Annotated in this window: 12 protein-coding genes, 6 tRNA genes and 2 rRNA genes; all 20 read left to right on the top strand. The window is 40.9% G+C overall.

The window, feature by feature from the left end; translation table 11 throughout:
* The first annotated feature begins 53 nt into the window (after window positions 1-53).
* A 23S ribosomal RNA gene (locus MKZ25_RS18715) occupies window positions 54-2,982 on the top strand.
* A gap of 162 nt (window positions 2,983-3,144) precedes the next feature.
* Window positions 3,145-3,260 (top strand): 5S ribosomal RNA (gene rrf / locus MKZ25_RS18710).
* A gap of 257 nt (window positions 3,261-3,517) precedes the next feature.
* On the top strand, window positions 3,518-4,150 hold the full coding sequence (locus MKZ25_RS18705) for a FusB/FusC family EF-G-binding protein (RefSeq protein ID WP_340802803.1): 633 nt from the start codon (window positions 3,518-3,520) through the stop codon (window positions 4,148-4,150).
* A gap of 92 nt (window positions 4,151-4,242) precedes the next feature.
* Entirely contained in the window at window positions 4,243-5,529 is a 1,287-nt protein-coding gene (locus tag MKZ25_RS18700) for an alpha/beta fold hydrolase (RefSeq protein WP_340802802.1), read from the top strand.
* A 162-nt stretch (window positions 5,530-5,691) separates the two neighbouring features.
* Window positions 5,692-5,767 (top strand) — tRNA-Asn (locus MKZ25_RS18695).
* A 127-nt stretch (window positions 5,768-5,894) separates the two neighbouring features.
* Window positions 5,895-5,969 (top strand) — tRNA-Glu (locus tag MKZ25_RS18690).
* Window positions 5,970-6,014: 45 nt separating this feature from the next.
* A tRNA-Val gene (locus MKZ25_RS18685) sits at window positions 6,015-6,090 on the top strand.
* 30 nt (window positions 6,091-6,120) lie between these two features.
* Window positions 6,121-6,204: transfer RNA gene (locus MKZ25_RS18680), tRNA-Tyr, on the top strand.
* 13 nt (window positions 6,205-6,217) lie between these two features.
* Window positions 6,218-6,292: transfer RNA gene (locus MKZ25_RS18675), tRNA-Gln, on the top strand.
* 17 nt (window positions 6,293-6,309) lie between these two features.
* Window positions 6,310-6,382: transfer RNA gene (locus MKZ25_RS18670), tRNA-Lys, on the top strand.
* A 183-nt stretch (window positions 6,383-6,565) separates the two neighbouring features.
* Entirely contained in the window at window positions 6,566-7,468 is a 903-nt protein-coding gene (gene rocF, locus MKZ25_RS18665; RefSeq protein ID WP_340803049.1) for an arginase, read from the top strand.
* 150 nt (window positions 7,469-7,618) lie between these two features.
* The gene (gene sigW / locus MKZ25_RS18660; RefSeq protein WP_340802801.1) at window positions 7,619-8,182 is read left to right on the top strand and encodes an RNA polymerase sigma factor SigW; all 564 of its coding nucleotides are present in this window, start codon (window positions 7,619-7,621) and stop codon (window positions 8,180-8,182) included.
* Window positions 8,183-8,195: 13 nt separating this feature from the next.
* Entirely contained in the window at window positions 8,196-8,810 is a 615-nt protein-coding gene (locus MKZ25_RS18655) for an anti-sigma factor family protein (protein ID WP_340802800.1), read from the top strand.
* Between the two features lie 207 nt (window positions 8,811-9,017).
* A complete protein-coding gene (cdaA, locus tag MKZ25_RS18650; protein ID WP_340802799.1) occupies window positions 9,018-9,854 on the top strand; it encodes a diadenylate cyclase CdaA in 837 nt (278 codons plus the stop codon).
* Entirely contained in the window at window positions 9,847-10,863 is a 1,017-nt protein-coding gene (locus MKZ25_RS18645; protein ID WP_340802798.1) for a CdaR family protein, read from the top strand. Before cdaA ends, MKZ25_RS18645 begins: the two co-directional genes overlap by 8 nt.
* 83 nt (window positions 10,864-10,946) lie before the next feature.
* Complete coding sequence (glmM, locus tag MKZ25_RS18640; RefSeq protein WP_340802797.1) at window positions 10,947-12,299, top strand: phosphoglucosamine mutase; 1,353 nt, start codon at window positions 10,947-10,949, stop codon at window positions 12,297-12,299.
* A gap of 476 nt (window positions 12,300-12,775) precedes the next feature.
* Window positions 12,776-13,300, top strand: a complete 525-nt coding sequence (locus tag MKZ25_RS18635; RefSeq protein WP_340802796.1) for a type 1 glutamine amidotransferase domain-containing protein — start codon at window positions 12,776-12,778, stop codon at window positions 13,298-13,300.
* Between the two features lie 703 nt (window positions 13,301-14,003).
* Window positions 14,004-15,803 carry a glutamine--fructose-6-phosphate transaminase (isomerizing) gene (gene glmS / locus MKZ25_RS18630; RefSeq protein WP_340802795.1) on the top strand — a complete coding sequence of 600 codons (1,800 nt, stop codon included), beginning with the start codon at window positions 14,004-14,006 and terminating at the stop codon, window positions 15,801-15,803.
* Between the two features lie 220 nt (window positions 15,804-16,023).
* Window positions 16,024-16,863 (top strand): TnsA endonuclease N-terminal domain-containing protein, encoded by an 840-nt coding sequence (locus tag MKZ25_RS18625; protein WP_340802794.1) that lies wholly within the window; start codon window positions 16,024-16,026, stop codon window positions 16,861-16,863.
* Window positions 16,844-17,095: a hypothetical protein gene (locus tag MKZ25_RS18620; RefSeq protein ID WP_340802793.1), complete on the top strand. Its 252-nt coding sequence runs from the start codon at window positions 16,844-16,846 to the stop codon at window positions 17,093-17,095. The genes MKZ25_RS18625 and MKZ25_RS18620 overlap by 20 nt, the downstream gene beginning before the upstream one ends.
* Window positions 17,096-17,170 lie beyond the last annotated feature (75 nt).

The following is a 17,170-nucleotide window of genomic DNA, read 5'->3' as shown; positions in this document are numbered from 1 at the left end:
AAGCAATTGACGTGTAAACTTAAATCTTGGACTCGTTCCAAGTGTTAACTTTTGGTTAAGTTAATAAGGGCGCACGGTGGATGCCTTGGCACTAGGAGTCGATGAAGGACGGCACTAACACCGATATGCCTCGGGGAGCTGTAAGTAAGCTTTGATCCGGGGATTTCCGAATGGGGGAACCCACTATCTTTAATCGGATAGTATCTTCACGTGAATTCATAGCGTGTTGAAGACAGACGCAGGGAACTGAAACATCTAAGTACCTGCAGGAACAGAAAGAAAATTCGATTCCCTGAGTAGCGGCGAGCGAAACGGGAAGAGCCCAAACCAAAGAGCTTGCTCTTTGGGGTTGTAGGACACTCTATACGGAGTTACAAAAGAATGAACTAGACGAAGCGACTTGGAAAGGTCCGCGAAACGAGGTAAAAGCCCTGTAGTCAAAAGTTCATTCCCTCCAGAGTGGATCCTGAGTACGGCGGAACACGTGAAATTCCGTCGGAATCCGGGAGGACCATCTCCCAAGGCTAAATACTACCTAGTGACCGATAGTGAACCAGTACCGTGAGGGAAAGGTGAAAAGCACCCCGGAAGGGGAGTGAAATAGATCCTGAAACCGTGTGCCTACAAGTAGTTAGAGCCCGTTAATGGGTGATAGCGTGCCTTTTGTAGAATGAACCGGCGAGTTACGATTACGTGCGAGGTTAAGTTGAGAAGACGGAGCCGCAGCGAAAGCGAGTCTGAATAGGGCGAATTAGTACGTGGTCGTAGACCCGAAACCAGGTGATCTACCCATGTCCAGGGTGAAGGTGAGGTAACACTCACTGGAGGCCCGAACCCACGCACGTTGAAAAGTGCGGGGATGAGGTGTGGGTAGCGGAGAAATTCCAATCGAACCTGGAGATAGCTGGTTCTCTCCGAAATAGCTTTAGGGCTAGCCTCGTGATTGAGAATACCGGAGGTAGAGCACTGTTTGGACTAGGGGGGCATCTCGCTTTACCGAATTCAGACAAACTCCGAATGCCGGATATTTATACACGGGAGTCAGACTGCGAGTGATAAGATCCGTAGTCAAGAGGGAAACAGCCCAGACCACCAGCTAAGGTCCCCAAGTAATCGTTAAGTGGAAAAGGATGTGGCGTTGCTTAGACAACCAGGATGTTGGCTTAGAAGCAGCCATCATTTAAAGAGTGCGTAATAGCTCACTGGTCGAGTGACGCTGCGCCGAAAATGTATCGGGGCTAAACGATTCACCGAAGCTGTGGATGCATACTTTGAGTATGCGTGGTAGGAGAGCGTTCTAACAGCGTTGAAGTCAGACCGGAAGGACTGGTGGAGCGGTTAGAAGTGAGAATGCCGGTATGAGTAGCGAAACATGGGTGAGAATCCCATGCACCGTATGACTAAGGTTTCCTGAGGAAGGCTCGTCCGCTCAGGGTTAGTCGGGACCTAAGCCGAGGCCGATAGGCGTAGGCGATGGACAACAGGTTGATATTCCTGTACCACCTCCTCACCGTTTGAGAAATGGGGGGACGCAGTAGGATAGGGTAAGCACGCCGTTGGTTGCGCGTGTTCAAGCAGTAAGGCGTGTATGTAGGCAAATCCGCATACTATAACGTTGAGCTGTGATGACGAGCTCGTATGAGCGAAGTTCCTGATTTCACACTGCCAAGAAAAGCCTCTATCGAGGTGAGAGGTGCCCGTACCGCAAACCGACACAGGTAGTCGAGGAGAGAATCCTAAGGTGTGCGAGAGAACTCTCGTTAAGGAACTCGGCAAAATGACCCCGTAACTTCGGGAGAAGGGGTGCTTCTTTGGGTGCATAGCCTAGAGAAGCCGCAGTGAATAGGCCCAGGCGACTGTTTAGCAAAAACACAGGTCTCTGCAAAACCGTAAGGTGACGTATAGGGGCTGACGCCTGCCCGGTGCTGGAAGGTTAAGAGGAGCGGTTAGCGCAAGCGAAGCTGTGAATTGAAGCCCCAGTAAACGGCGGCCGTAACTATAACGGTCCTAAGGTAGCGAAATTCCTTGTCGGGTAAGTTCCGACCCGCACGAAAGGCGTAACGATCTGGGCACTGTCTCAACGAGAGACTCGGTGAAATTATAGTACCTGTGAAGATGCAGGTTACCCGCGACAGGACGGAAAGACCCCGTGGAGCTTTACTGTAGCCTGATATTGAATTTTGGTACAACTTGTACAGGATAGGTAGGAGCCAGAGATCTCGGAGCGCCAGCTTCGAAGGAGGCGTCGGTGGGATACTACCCTGGTTGTATTGAACTTCTAACCCATGCCCCTTAGCGGGGTAGGAGACAGTGTCAGGCGGACAGTTTGACTGGGGCGGTCGCCTCCTAAAGAGTAACGGAGGCGCCCAAAGGTTCCCTCAGAATGGTTGGAAATCATTCGTAGAGTGTAAAGGCATAAGGGAGCTTGACTGCGAGACCTACAAGTCGAGCAGGGTCGAAAGACGGGCTTAGTGATCCGGTGGTTCCGCATGGAAGGGCCATCGCTCAACGGATAAAAGCTACCCCGGGGATAACAGGCTTATCTCCCCCAAGAGTCCACATCGACGGGGAGGTTTGGCACCTCGATGTCGGCTCATCGCATCCTGGGGCTGTAGTCGGTCCCAAGGGTTGGGCTGTTCGCCCATTAAAGCGGTACGCGAGCTGGGTTCAGAACGTCGTGAGACAGTTCGGTCCCTATCCGTCGTGGGCGTAGGAAATTTGAGAGGAGCTGTCCTTAGTACGAGAGGACCGGGATGGACATACCGCTGGTGTACCAGTTGTCTTGCCAAAGGCATCGCTGGGTAGCTATGTATGGACGGGATAAGTGCTGAAAGCATCTAAGCATGAAGCCCCCCTCAAGATGAGATTTCCCATTACGCAAGTAAGTAAGACCCCTGAAAGACGATCAGGTAGATAGGTTCGAGGTGGAAGTGCGGTGACGCATGCAGCTGACGAATACTAATCGGTCGAGGACTTAACCACATTTTATTGCACAAACTCAATGAAACGTTTATCCAGTTTTGAAAGAATGAACATTTTTTCAAGGGTTTCAAGACACCTAGTGGATTGGAAGCCAATTAAGGAACGTCTACTAAAAGCACCACGTCCTGTGGTAACGTAGACGCCAGCACATCCATGTGCAAGTGAAGTGATGATGGCAAAGAGGTCACACCCGTTCCCATACCGAACACGGAAGTTAAGCTCTTTAGCGCCGATGGTAGTTGGGGGCTTCCCCCTGTGAGAGTAGGACGTCGCTTCGCTCAAAAAGTCGCTGCTGATTTAGTCAGTAGTGGCTTTTTTATATTAGTTGTATCGCTACTATAAAAAAATAGTAGGAACTCATAATAAATTAAACCAAAGAAGGTGCCCTGAAAATGGACCCTGCTTTGGTTTTTCTTTTATCTAAATTTCGTCTGCCTGATATGAGGATTGCTCTAGTAGTTGACCAATAAAGCAGAAAGAAATACGATTAATGAATGTAAAAGTTCTTACAAAGCAAAACATCGGAGGAAGTAACATGACAGCACCATTTTTAACAGTAGTGGACTTACGATTAATCGAGCAGCAAGTAAATAAAATACTGAAGGCAAAGCTAGCATCGAATGACAAAAAGATTGTTGCAGCTGTACGGGAGCTGGCAATTACAGAGCTAAGAGAAAGACTGACACATGTAGATGAAGATATAATTAAAGAAGTGGAAACGATTGAAGATACTATTGGGGCAGAACTATTTTTCCAAAGCCTGAAATCATATACTATTCCATTTAAACCAATTTCCGAGCAAGGTCTGCAAAAGCTGTTTAAAAAAGATAAGAAGCTGAAGCTACCTAAACTGGAGACAATTGACTGGCAGGCAATCAGTTATCTATCATGGTTGGATAAAGGAACAAACCGCCAATATATTGTACTGGAAAAGGACGGCAACTACACGGCATTACGTGGAGTTATAGACGCACATCACCCGATTAAAGGTGTCTGTTCAATTTGTAATCAGAACAGTGCAGTTCATTTGTTTACAGCTACAGTAAAGGGCAATGGGGATAATTATACATCTTACAGCAACTACATTTGTGATGACTCACAACTATGTAATCAAAGAGTCAGTGACTATGAAAAACTTCAGGAATTTGTTGCCCGTAATTTAATTTAAAATAAAAGTCATCGTTTTGATGGCTTTTTATTTTGAAACTTTTCCCTACTCCGACCGTAAAGGAAGTAAAGACTGAATGGGAGGATAGAGTCATGCGAAAGATTGTTTATAGTTTAGCTGTTGTGTTATTGCTGTCAGCTTGTAATAGTGAAAGGACAGATAAGTCAACAGCGGAAGAACAAACAAAGCAGGAGGTTGTGCAGATGGAGGAAGCGCTATTAGGAAAGTGGCAAGGAATGATTGAAATTCCGCAGTCGCCTCTTGAAATCATATTAAATTTGGAAGAGGCGAGTGGAAGCATTTCCGTACCTGCACAAGGACTCATTGATTTTGCATTTGAATCAATTAATTATAATGGGTCGGATGTGGCCATCACTATTAATTTAGCCGGATCTCTCGTTAAAATTACCGGAACGCTAAATAACGGGACGATAGAAGGGACGTTTACGCAAAATGGACAGTCCTATCCAATCACGTTAAAGCCTTATACAGCGACCCCTGTTACGTATGATGAGCTGTTGATTCCTGTTTCCGGCGGAGAGCTTAAAGCAGCATTGGAAATGCCTGATAAAGCCACGGGAGAGCTTGTTATTATCCATGCAGGGTCGGGTCCTACAAATAAAGACGGCAACACAATAGGAGCAGGTTCCAATAATAGTTTAAAGATGATTGCAGAGAGCTTAGCGGAGAAAGGGGTAGCTTCCATTCGTTTCGATAAGCGTGGAGTCGGTGATAATAGTGCATTAATAAAAAATGAAGCGGACTTAACATTTGATGTATATATAGAGGATGTTAAATCTATTGTAGACTATGCTAAAAAGGATGATCGCTTTAATGAAATTCATTTATTAGGACATAGTGAAGGTGCATTAATTATGACCATTGCTGCCCAGCAAAATGACATAGCCTCTCTAATTTCTGTAGCAGGTATTGGAAGACCGGCAGATGAAGTTTTAATGGAACAATTGTCAGCAAGCTTACCTCCGAATTTATTGATGGAGTCGGAAAAAATACTGCAGCAATTAAAAGTGGGTAAAGAGGTGGAAACAGTATCAGCACAGCTTCAATCCTTATTTAGACCGTCTGTTCAGCCATATATGATTTCATGGCTTAAATACGATCCCCAGCATGAAATAAGTAAGGTTAATGTTCCGGTTATCATTCTTCAAGGGAAAAAAGATATTCAAGTAACCGAAAAAGATGCGGAAAACTTATATGCAGCAAATAATGATGCGGTAATACACTATTTCGATAAGATGAATCATGTGTTAAAAGATATAGAAGGTGATCGAGAACAAAATATTGCGAGCTATTACAACCCTGACTTACCGCTAACTAAAGGCCTGATTGATGAAGTTACCGAGTTTATAAAGCAGTAGTTGAAAACAATTATTCATTATAATGAGGCTTTTCCAATGGAGGAAAAGTCTCATAAATAAAATGTTCAAATTATTTCAAAAAACTACTTGTATAAATTTAAATCGTTGCTATAATAATAAATGTACGAAAGATGACTTGTACAAACTGTATAATAGCAACGTTCCGAAGTAGCTCAGTTGGTAGAGCATCCGGCTGTTAACCGGCAGGTCGCAGGTTCGAGTCCTGCCTTCGGAGCCATTTTTTTTGCCTTTTTACTATTAAAAATAAATAATAAAACTTTTTTAAAAAAGTTTTTGAAAAAGGCTTGCACTATGTAAAAAATGATGATATTATAAATCTTGTCTTCAAGAGAACAACTTATAACGGCCCGTTGGTCAAGTGGTTAAGACACCGCCCTTTCACGGCGGTAACACGGGTTCGAATCCCGTACGGGTCACCATTTAAGGCTTCATAAAAAAATAAAGCAGTAACACTTGTTATGTATGGAGGATTAGCTCAGCTGGGAGAGCACCTGCCTTACAAGCAGGGGGTCGGCGGTTCGAGCCCGTCATCCTCCACCATTAAACTTTAACAGTGTTGCATCATTTGTCGGAGGGGTAGCGAAGTGGCTAAACGCGGCGGACTGTAAATCCGCTCCTTAGGGTTCGGCGGTTCGAATCCGTCCCCCTCCACCATCTATAAAATGTTTGGGGTATAGCCAAGCGGTAAGGCAACGGATTTTGATTCCGTCATGCCCTGGTTCGAATCCAGGTACCCCAGCCATTTTTTTTATTTTTTATGAGCCATTAGCTCAGTTGGTAGAGCATCTGACTTTTAATCAGAGGGTCGAAGGTTCGAGTCCTTCATGGCTCACTTTTATTTTATAAACTTAGAAGTGCACTTAAATATCAAATAACAATCCTTTACTTATATATAAGTAAAGGATTTTTTGCATATAAAAAGGGAAAATCCTTTAGTTGCTCGAAATTTTTATAGGAGGATGAGCGGAGAAGAGAATAGAAAAAATTATATGACACGTTAGGGGATGCAGAAATGGTGAATAAGAAAATTTCAATCATAGGGGTACCGTGTGATTATGGGCAACAGCGCCGCGGGGTAGATATGGGACCGAGTGCAATTAGATATACAGGATTGCAGCAGCGTTTGGCTGATCTTGGGTATGATGTTGAAGACGAAGGGAATATTCAAGTCATTGTGGGGGATGCAGCTGTACAGAAAGATGAAAAGCTGCTTAATCTGGAAGAAGTAATTAAAGTCAATACAGCACTGGCCGAAAAAGTATGGAGTGTTGTAAAAAAGGAGTACATACCGCTTGTATTAGGAGGCGACCATAGTATTGCAATTGGTACATTGGCAGGTCTATCGATGAAATATAAAAATCTGGGCGTTATATGGTTTGATGCCCATGCAGATTTAAACACACCGGAAACGACGCCATCCGGAAATATTCATGGGATGCCGTTAGCGACAAGTATTGGATTAGGACATCAAAGGCTAACATCAATTTTACATGCAGAACCTAAAATCAAAGCCGAAAACATTGTTATCATTGGTGGCCGTTCTATCGATGAAGGGGAACGGGAGCTAATTAAAAAACGAGGCATTAAAATATACACAATGCACGAAATTGATCGGCTTGGAATGACATATGTTATGGAAGAAACGCTTAAATACTTCAAACAATCGGAAATAGACGGCCTCCATTTATCACTTGATTTGGATGCATTAGATCCTTTATATACTCCTGGCGTGGGGACACCTGTAGCAGGTGGAATCACTTACCGCGAAAGTCATTTAGCAATGGAAATGATCCAGGAATCCGGCTTAATGACATCGGCGGAGTTTGTAGAGGTAAATCCTATACTAGATGAACGAAATAAAACAGCAGATGTAGCGGTTGCCTTAATCGGCTCTTTATTTGGCGAAACTTTAGTATGATTATTACGAAAAAAATCGATTGGTCGTTACGAAGTTTGTTATAATAAAGGCACATATTTATGGGTGGAAAAAATTTTTTAGAGAAAATGAAACCTTTTATAAAGCAATCCGTATATATAGAACAGCTGAAAAGGTGGAGAGGAAAGACAAATGGATGCGTTAGTTAATAAAAGAATAAAGCAAGTGCTTAAAGGTGATCAAAACGCATATGCCGACATCGTTAACCTCTACCAGCACAAGCTGTATCAAGTGTGCTATCGAATGCTTGGAAATAAACAGGAAGCAGAAGATATTGCACAGGAGGCATTCATACGTGCCTATATTAATTTACATTCGTATGATCAAAATCGAAAATTTTCAACATGGCTTTACCGAATTGGAACAAATCTTTGCATAGACCGAATTCGTAAAAAGAAGCCCGATTATTATTTAGATGCGGAGGTAGCCGGGACAGAAGGGCTGAATATGTATTCACAGATTGCAGCAGATGAGCAATTGCCGGAAGAGGCAATTGAACAGATGGAGCTTCAGGACCGAATACAATATGAAATTAGCCGCCTCCCCGATAAGTATCGATCGGTTATTGTTTTAAAATATATTGAAGAACTGTCCCTTCAGGAAATAAGCGAAATTTTGGATATGCCTTTAGGAACAGTAAAAACGCGGATTCACCGTGGCCGTGAAGCGTTAAGAAAGCAGTTAAACAATTTGTAGGAGGAAGATACGCATGAAAACGTGTGCATCAGAATTCGTGGATTATATGCACGAATATTTAGATGGTGATATTAGTCGTGAGCATGAACAAATTTTGAAGCAGCATTTACAAACATGCCCTGATTGCCAACAACATATGCATGAATTAAGTGACACGGTTGCGTTTATCAAGAGTGCAGCACATATTACTGCCCCTCCGAGCTTTGAGGATCAAGTGATAAGTCGCTTACCGAAACTTAAAAGTTCTGCCGGGATCAAACGCTGGTTCCGTCAGCATCCTGTGCTTGTTGCTGCTGCAGTATTCTTTTTATGTATGAGTGCCACGATGCTGGGCAGCTTTCCAAACGATGAACAATTTTCTGTGACGAAACAGCCTAATTTAGTCGTTGAAGGACAAACGGTAAAAGTGCCGGTCGGTGAAGTTGTAAAAGGTGATATTGTTGTGAAAAACGGTGATATTATTGTCGAAGGGGAAGTGGACGGCAATATTACGGTTATCAATGGCAACTACATGGCATCTACGGCAGTTGTTACAGGGCAAGTAGAGGAAATCGATGAAATGTTCGAGTGGCTATGGTACAAAATTAAAGATGGCTTCAAAAAAGCAGTTGCTGTTTTTAATGAGTAACGACATACAATTGTCGTCAAAGCCATTAAATCAAGAAATAATATTTCCTGAATAAATCGGAACTTTTCTCAAAAAAAGCCGTTTTAGTATAGAAAGAAAAGTCTACTCGTTTGGGTAGACTTTTTTCTGTTAGGAAAGTTAATCCCTGACAGAATTATGCTATACTAAAACCAAGATGGATTAGCAAGTAAAGGTGGGGGATGCCACATGCAAATAATTGAACAATTTACAGACATTGCTGCTGTAGATATGATTTTTAAAGTACTGGACGTACTGCTCGTATGGTATGTAGTTTATAAAGCATTGACCCTCATAAAAGGAACGAAAGCCGTTCAATTATTAAAAGGGTTATTAATTGTGGTGTTGGCGAAATTTGCTACCTACGTTTTCGGATTAGACACCCTAGACTGGTTGCTGCAAGAAGTAATTGATTGGGGTTTCTTAGCCATTATTATAATATTCCAGCCGGAAATTCGCCGGGCCCTTGAGCAGATTGGTCGAGGCAAGATTTTCCAACGCACTAATAACCAGCAGGAAGATGAGCAGTCACGCTTAATTGAAGCGATGAAAAAATCAGTGAATTATATGGCGAAACGACGAATTGGAGCACTTATTTCGATTGAAAAAGATACAGGATTAAATGAATATGTAGAAACAGGCATTAAGATGGATGCCGCGATTTCTTCTGAATTAATGATTAATATTTTCATCCCGAATACACCCCTTCATGATGGGGCTGTAATTATACAGAAAAACCAAATTGCCGCTTCGGCATGTTATTTACCATTATCGGAAAGTGCGTTTATTTCCAAAGAACTTGGAACACGTCACCGGGCAGCACTTGGATTAAGTGAAGTAACAGATGCAATTACAATTGTTGTATCTGAAGAAACAGGTGCGATTAGTATTACAGCTAACGGTAATTTACACCGTAATCTCACTATTACAGAATTTGAAGAATTACTGCGTAAACTATGGTTTGGTCCTGAACAAGATTCTAACTTAGCATCTAAGTGGACTTGGGGAGGGAAAAAGAATGGATAAAATATTTGATAGCTCATGGATGCTACGTTTAACCGCTTTGTTTTTAGCGGTGGCACTGTTCCTGTATATTCAAACAGAGGAAAAACGTGAAACGGACTCGAGCACATCCAATGAAACAGATGTCATCACAAATGTGCCATTGGAAGTTTATTATGATTCCGATAATTTATTTGTTACAGGGCTCCCTGCAACGGTTGATGTGAAAATTTCAGGACCGAAACAAATTGTAATGAAAACAAAGCTTGAAAAGGATTTCAAACTTTTTGTCGATTTAAACTCATTGTTAATTGGTGAACATAGCGTTACAATACATCAAGAAAACTTTTCCGAAAAACTGGATGTATCCATTGAGCCGAGAATAATTAATGTAACAATTGAAGAAAAGGTTACTGAACAGTTTCGTATAGAGCCTGAGATGAATAACCGCCTTTTAGCTGAGAACTTTGTACTGAACGAGATGACGGCAGAACCGTCAAAAGTAGCGGTAACAGGCGCGAAGAGTGTCATTGATAACATAAGTTATGTAAAGGCGACGGTTTCAGGTGAGAAAGATGTGAATAAATCATTTGAACAGGAAGCGGCTGTAAAAGTACTCGATCGTGAACTGAATAAGCTCGATGTCAGCATTAATCCGGATAAGGTCAATGTAAAAGTAGAAATTAATGAATATAGTCGAGAAGTCCCGATTAAGATCAATGAAATTGGGGAACCAGTAGAGGGGCTTATAATTGACAGTTTATCCCCGGAAAAATCTAACATAACGGTATATGGTTCGAAATCTGTAGTGGATGCATTAAAAGAAGTTGTCGTAGACGTGGATGTTTCAAAAATAAAAAAATCCGGTTCTCACGAATTTAAAATTCAGCTTCCTACAGGGGCTACTAAGTTATCACAAGAGAAACTAAAGGTAAATGCAACTGTGAGCGGAGAACCAGTTCGTGAACAGGAAAAAGATAGTGAAGCAGATATAGATGCAGATTCTAATAGTGAAGAGACAGATGGAAACTAACTATCAATAAACAAAGCAATCCACTTTAGGTGGTAAATTTAAAAACGTATGGTATTTCAAGCGTTGAAGGAGAGAAAAAGTAAATGGGTAAATATTTCGGAACAGATGGCGTTCGCGGTGTCGCAAATAGTGAACTAACACCAGAGTTGGCATTTAAACTAGGCCGTATTGGCGGCTATGTGCTGACGAAGGATGCTAAAGATCGCCCGAAAGTATTAATTGGACGCGATACACGTATTTCTGGGGAGATGCTGGAAGGTGCACTTGTTGCAGGTCTTCTTTCAATTGGAGCAGAAGTTATGCGTTTAGGTGTAATTAGTACACCAGGTGTTGCGTATCTTACGCGTGTTATGAATGCTGAAGCAGGCGTTATGATTTCAGCATCACATAACCCTGTTGCAGATAACGGCATTAAATTTTTCGGTCCAGACGGCTTTAAATTAACGGATGCACAAGAAGAAGAGATCGAACGTATTCTTGATGCAGAAGAAGATACATTACCACGTCCAGTAGGTGCTGCTGTTGGTTCAGTAACAGACTACTTTGAAGGTGGGCAAAAATATATTTCATACTTAAAGCAAACAGTTGAAGAAGATTTTGAAGGATTACATGTGGCATTAGACTGTGCACATGGTGCGACTTCTTCTCTAGCAACACATTTATTTGCAGATTTAGAGGCAGATATTTCAACAATGGGTGCTTCTCCGGATGGACTGAACATCAATGAAGGTGTCGGTTCAACACATCCTGAAAAGTTAGCTGCATTCGTCGCGGAGCGCGGAGCGGATGTTGGTTTAGCATTTGATGGAGATGGAGACCGTTTGATCGCTGTAGATGAGAATGGTACGATTGTTGACGGTGATCAGATCATGTTCATCATCGGCAAATATTTGCAGGCAAAAGGTCGCTTAAACAAAGGCACGATTGTTTCTACAGTTATGAGTAACATGGGCTTCTATAAAGCGGTTGAAGACAATGAAATGACAAGTGTTCAAACAGCAGTTGGGGACCGCTATGTTGTGGAAGAGATGCGTGCAAATGACTACAACTTAGGTGGCGAGCAATCAGGTCACATTGTATTTTTAGATTACAATACAACAGGCGACGGTCTGCTTACAGGTATTCAGTTAGTGAATATTATGAAGGCAACAGGCAAAAAGCTTTCTGAACTTGCAGGGGAAATGACAATTTATCCGCAAAAATTAGTAAACGTACGTGTAACAGATAAACATGCAGTAACACAAAATGAAAAGGTGGCAGCTGTCATTGCTGAAGTAGAAGCGGAAATGGCAGGCAATGGTCGTGTATTAGTACGCCCTTCAGGTACAGAGCCTTTAGTGCGCGTTATGGTGGAAGCAGCTTCTGAAGAGGCTTGCGAAAACTATGTTACACGTATTGCTGATGTAGTACGTACAGAAATGGGTTTAGCTGAATAAAACTGATAGATGCACCGGAAGTGATGGAGACATTGCTTCCGGTGTTTTTTTGCATGCTGTCGTTGGCAGAATGCGGATTTTCTAATATGCGGGCTTTAAGTTCGAATAAAAATAAAAAAGTTCTAATAAAATCTCGTTCTTCTAATAAAGGCGTCCTATGTTCTAATATGTATCTCAAGTTTTCGAGTATCCATATGAGAAGTTCTAATATCGGGTGCAACTCTGCTAATACCACCTCCAACTCTTCTAGTAAAAAGAACGCATAGTTAGCTCTAAATGTCTTTTTACCGCTTAAAACCAGTTATAAATTTTACGGTTCTAATGAATACTTAAACTGTTCTGCTATTGAGGGAATGGATTTGAAACTAGTTACATTTGTTTTAATAAAAGAACGTGTCTCGTGCAAATATGTTTCAATTTCAAGAAATATGGGAAACTAAGTAGAGTATCCTAATAAGACGAAGGAGTGTTTTACATTGGCTAAAATTGCAACATTAATTACTGACAAGTTTGAAGATGTGGAGTTCACAAGTCCTAAACAGGCACTAGAAGCTGCAGGGCATACAATTGTTACGATCGATAAAGAAGGTAATAAATCGGTTACAGGTAAAAATGGCGAAGCGACAGTTCAGATTGATAAAGGGGTAGCAGAGGCGAACCCGCAGGACTTTGATGCGCTATTTATTCCAGGTGGTTTTTCACCGGATTTACTTCGTGATGATGAGCGCGTTGTAGCATTTGCAAAGTACTTTATGGATGAAAAGAAACCTGTCTTTGCAATTTGCCATGGACCACAGCTGCTAATTACGGCGAAGTCATTAGAGGGACGAGATGCGACAGGTTATAAATCGATTAAAGTCGATATGGAGTATGCAGGGGTAAACTTCCATGATGAAGAAGTATTCGTTTGTCAAAAACAGCTTGTAACAAGCCGTACACCGGATGACTTACCTGCATTTAACCGAGAAATTGTAAATTTATTAGAAGAGAAGGGGCTTTAATCGAGCTCTTTGCATACGATAGAAAATAGTGCATATCCCGTTTTGATGTCATGTGGAGTGAGTCTTGTAATCAGTGGGAATGACAACTTACTGCTGTTACAAACCTCATTTCCCAGGTCAAAACGGGATATTTTTTCTTACGGGAAAAATTCACACAAGTAGGGAAACAGCCATACTCTTCTTAAAGAAAAAGTTTTTCTGTGAAGCGCTTACAATGATAGCGTAGGATTGACGGTGAAATTGTTTATGTGTATGATGTAAATGCTCAGATATAGGAAATGGCTGAGCTGCGCAAAAGGAGAGAAAAACGCGCATACAAAATCGGAAAACAATTATAGCGCCAGAACTAAGGAAATCGAGCGGACGCAATCCTTAGTTGACGAGGTGGAGGTTTATCGAAATTTCGGCGGATGCCTCCCGATCGCACATGCCCGGTTGTAACTTTCGTTTTAAAACAGAGAAGTGATTTTCTGGACAGAAAAGCGAAACGGCATACAATTAAAAATAATATTCAGCTACATCACCTTTTAAAAAAGAGCAGGAATGTTACCGATGCGTGCTAGCTTTGCTAAACGAGAGCAAACATCACCTTCGAACTAACTTTCCGTAAAGCGCACTAGGCGAAAAAAGGCAGATTTCGTAGTCTGCTTTTGTGTTGCCAAATTGTGCTTCGATGCAGCGATTACATTGGAGGAAACGGATTATGTGTGGAATTGTAGGATATAACGGCGTATTGGACGCGAAAGAGATTTTATTAAAAGGTTTAGAGAAACTAGAGTACCGTGGCTATGATTCTGCAGGGATCGCTGTACACAATGAAGAAGGCGTAACAGTTTTCAAAGAAAAAGGGCGTATTGCAGATTTACGTAAAGCAGTTGATGGCGATGTAGAAGCAGCTGTTGGGATTGGCCATACACGATGGGCAACTCACGGTGTACCAAACCGCTTAAATGCACACCCTCATACAAGTGCTTCAGGCCGTTATACGCTTGTACACAACGGGGTTATCGAAAACTATCACTTATTACAAAAAGCTTATCTTAAAGGAATTCAGATGAACTCTGATACAGATACAGAAGTTATCGTACAGTTAATCGACTTATTTGCAAAAGAGGGCTTATCTACACTGGAAGCATTCCGTAAAACATTATCGTTAGTGCACGGTTCTTATGCATTAGCACTTTTAGATAATGAAGATGTGGAAACGATTTACGTAGCGAAAAACAAATCACCTTTATTAGTAGGTGTAGGTGAAGACTTCAACGTTATCGCTTCAGACGCAATGGCGATGCTGCAAGTAACTGACCAGTTTATCGAATTGCACGATAAAGAAGTTGTAATCGTACGTAAAGATAAAGTTGAAATTACAACATTAAATGGCCGCGTTGTTGAGCGTGCACCATATACAGCACAATTGGATGCTTCTGATATCGAAAAAGGAACATACCCTCACTATATGTTAAAAGAAATGGATGAGCAGCCTACTGTTATCCGTAAAATCATTCAAGCATATGAACAGGGTGAAGATGTTACGGTTGATAAAGATATTCTAAAAGCATTAGCGGAAGCTGACCGTCTATATATTATTGCAGCAGGTACGAGTTACCATGCCGGCCTGATCGGGAAACAGTATTTCGAAAAAATCGCCGGTATTCCAGTAGAAGTACACATTTCAAGCGAGTTTGGCTATAATATGCCATTGCTATCGAAAAAACCTTTATTTATCTTCATTTCACAATCAGGTGAAACAGCGGATAGCCGTCAAGTATTAGTGAAAATCAAAGAGCTTGGCTACAAGGCGTTAACTGTAACGAACGTACAGGGCTCGACACTTTCACGTGAAGCGGATTATACATTACTATTGCATGCCGGACCGGAAATTGCTGTAGCATCTACGAAAGCATATGTTGCGCAAGTAGCTGTTTTAGCAGTAGCTGCCTATGCAGTGGCAAAGGAATTAGGTGTTGAACTGAACTTTGATTTAAAACAGGAGCTGGCGATTGTTGCAAACGGCATCCAGACAATTATCGACTCTAAAGAGGAAATGGAGCAGATTGCCGAAGATTATTTAAAAATCGCACGCAATGCATTCTTCATTGGTCGTAATATGGACTTCTGTGTATCATTGGAAGGTGCTTTAAAACTTAAAGAAATCTCGTACATTCAGGCAGAAGGTTTTGCCGGTGGTGAGTTAAAACACGGTACGATTGCATTAATCGAAGAGGGTACACCAGTCTTTGCTTTAGCTACACAAAAAGGTGTGGCGCTTAATATTCGCGGTAACGTGAAGGAAGTAGTGGCGCGCGGAGCCAACGCATGTATTATTGCAATGGAAGGCATGGAAGAAGAGGGAGATCGTTTAGTCATCCCTTCAGTACATGAACTATTAACGCCGCTTGTATCTGTTGTACCATTACAATTGATCAGCTACTATGCTGCACTTCACCGTCGTTGTGACGTTGATAAACCTCGTAACCTGGCAAAATCAGTTACGGTTGAATAGGATTGAATATAAAAGCCATTCGCTTATGTTAAAAGTAAATAAAGTACTGGACTAAGAAACAAAGTAGTGGACTAGAAAATAAAATTATGGACTAGAAAATAAAGTTGTGGACTAAAAAAATACTATATACTATTTTCTTTATTTGTGTAAAATCGTATTTAAAGTGATTTAACTTTAAATACGATTTTTTTTTTATTTCAAAGAAATGGGGTGTGAAATAATGGCTAAGAGGAAAAGTAGCTGGACAAAAGAAAAAATTACACGTTATTTAAATGAAGGTAGAGGACAAGGAGAATTATCAGAGTATATCCCCTGGTTAAAGGTACAAGATTTTTCTTCTAGAGGGAATGTTACTAGGCTACAGGGATGGAAAACAAATAGAAAACATGAATTTTTTTCAAATTTAGAAAGAAATTATTTTTTTCTGTTGGAATGGGCGGATGAAATTGTAGATATTAGAGAGCAATATCCTTTGGATTGGAAAGTTACTAGTAAAATTGCAGGGGAAAAAGGAATTACTCATTCAATTGATGAAACTACAGGAACACTAATTCCTATGACAACAGATTTTCTCCTTACTATTATGAAGAATGGAAATAAGACATATTTAGCTCGGACGATAAAACCAAGTATAGAATTAGAAAACCCAAGGGTAATTGAAAAATTTGAAATAGAACGTGATTATTGGGAGAGAAAAGGAGTTTGTTGGGCAATTATTACGGAGAAAGAGTTGCCAACGGATATGATAAACAATATTCAGTGGTTACACAAGTTTTTCAAGCTTGAGTCTGATGAGGATAAATTATTATCGTTAGAGTTTTTGGAAAAATTAAAACAAACTGAATATAATGTAAGCTATAAAATTAATGATTTTTGTAATAAATTCGATGAAGAGTACAACTTAGAAACAGGAACCGCCCTTTCGTATTTTAAATATTCTACAGCAAGAAAAATAATACGCCTAAATATGAATGAGAAATTTGATATAAGGAAGTTTAAAGTGAGTGAATTAACATTTAAAGAGAATGGAGGAGATAAAATTGATTCCATTAGCGGTTAACGACTTAGTGAAAAATATAACAAACGAGCAAGTATATCGAATTTTATGGATTGATGAATCAAACTTAATTACTTATATAATAGATATAGATTCACCTAAAGCTTTACCTAAATTAAAGAAAATAGACGAATTGTCTAAAGAAATTATTGATGGGGAAATTATAAAGCTTGAACAAAATGTTTCTCAAAAAAGACTTTTTAATGAATTGAGTAATAAGGAGCATTCCTGTTAGAAAGATTTTCGGGGACTTGAAAATAAAAAAGCCCTCTTGTATGATGCTTGAGTGTCAACGGTCATTGACTCATAC

Source organism: Solibacillus sp. FSL W7-1464 (genome assembly GCF_038004425.1).
Lineage (GTDB): Bacteria > Bacillota > Bacilli > Bacillales_A > Planococcaceae > Solibacillus.
The sequence above is the reverse complement of the archived record's forward strand: the minus strand, read 5'-3'. Positions and strand labels throughout refer to the sequence as shown.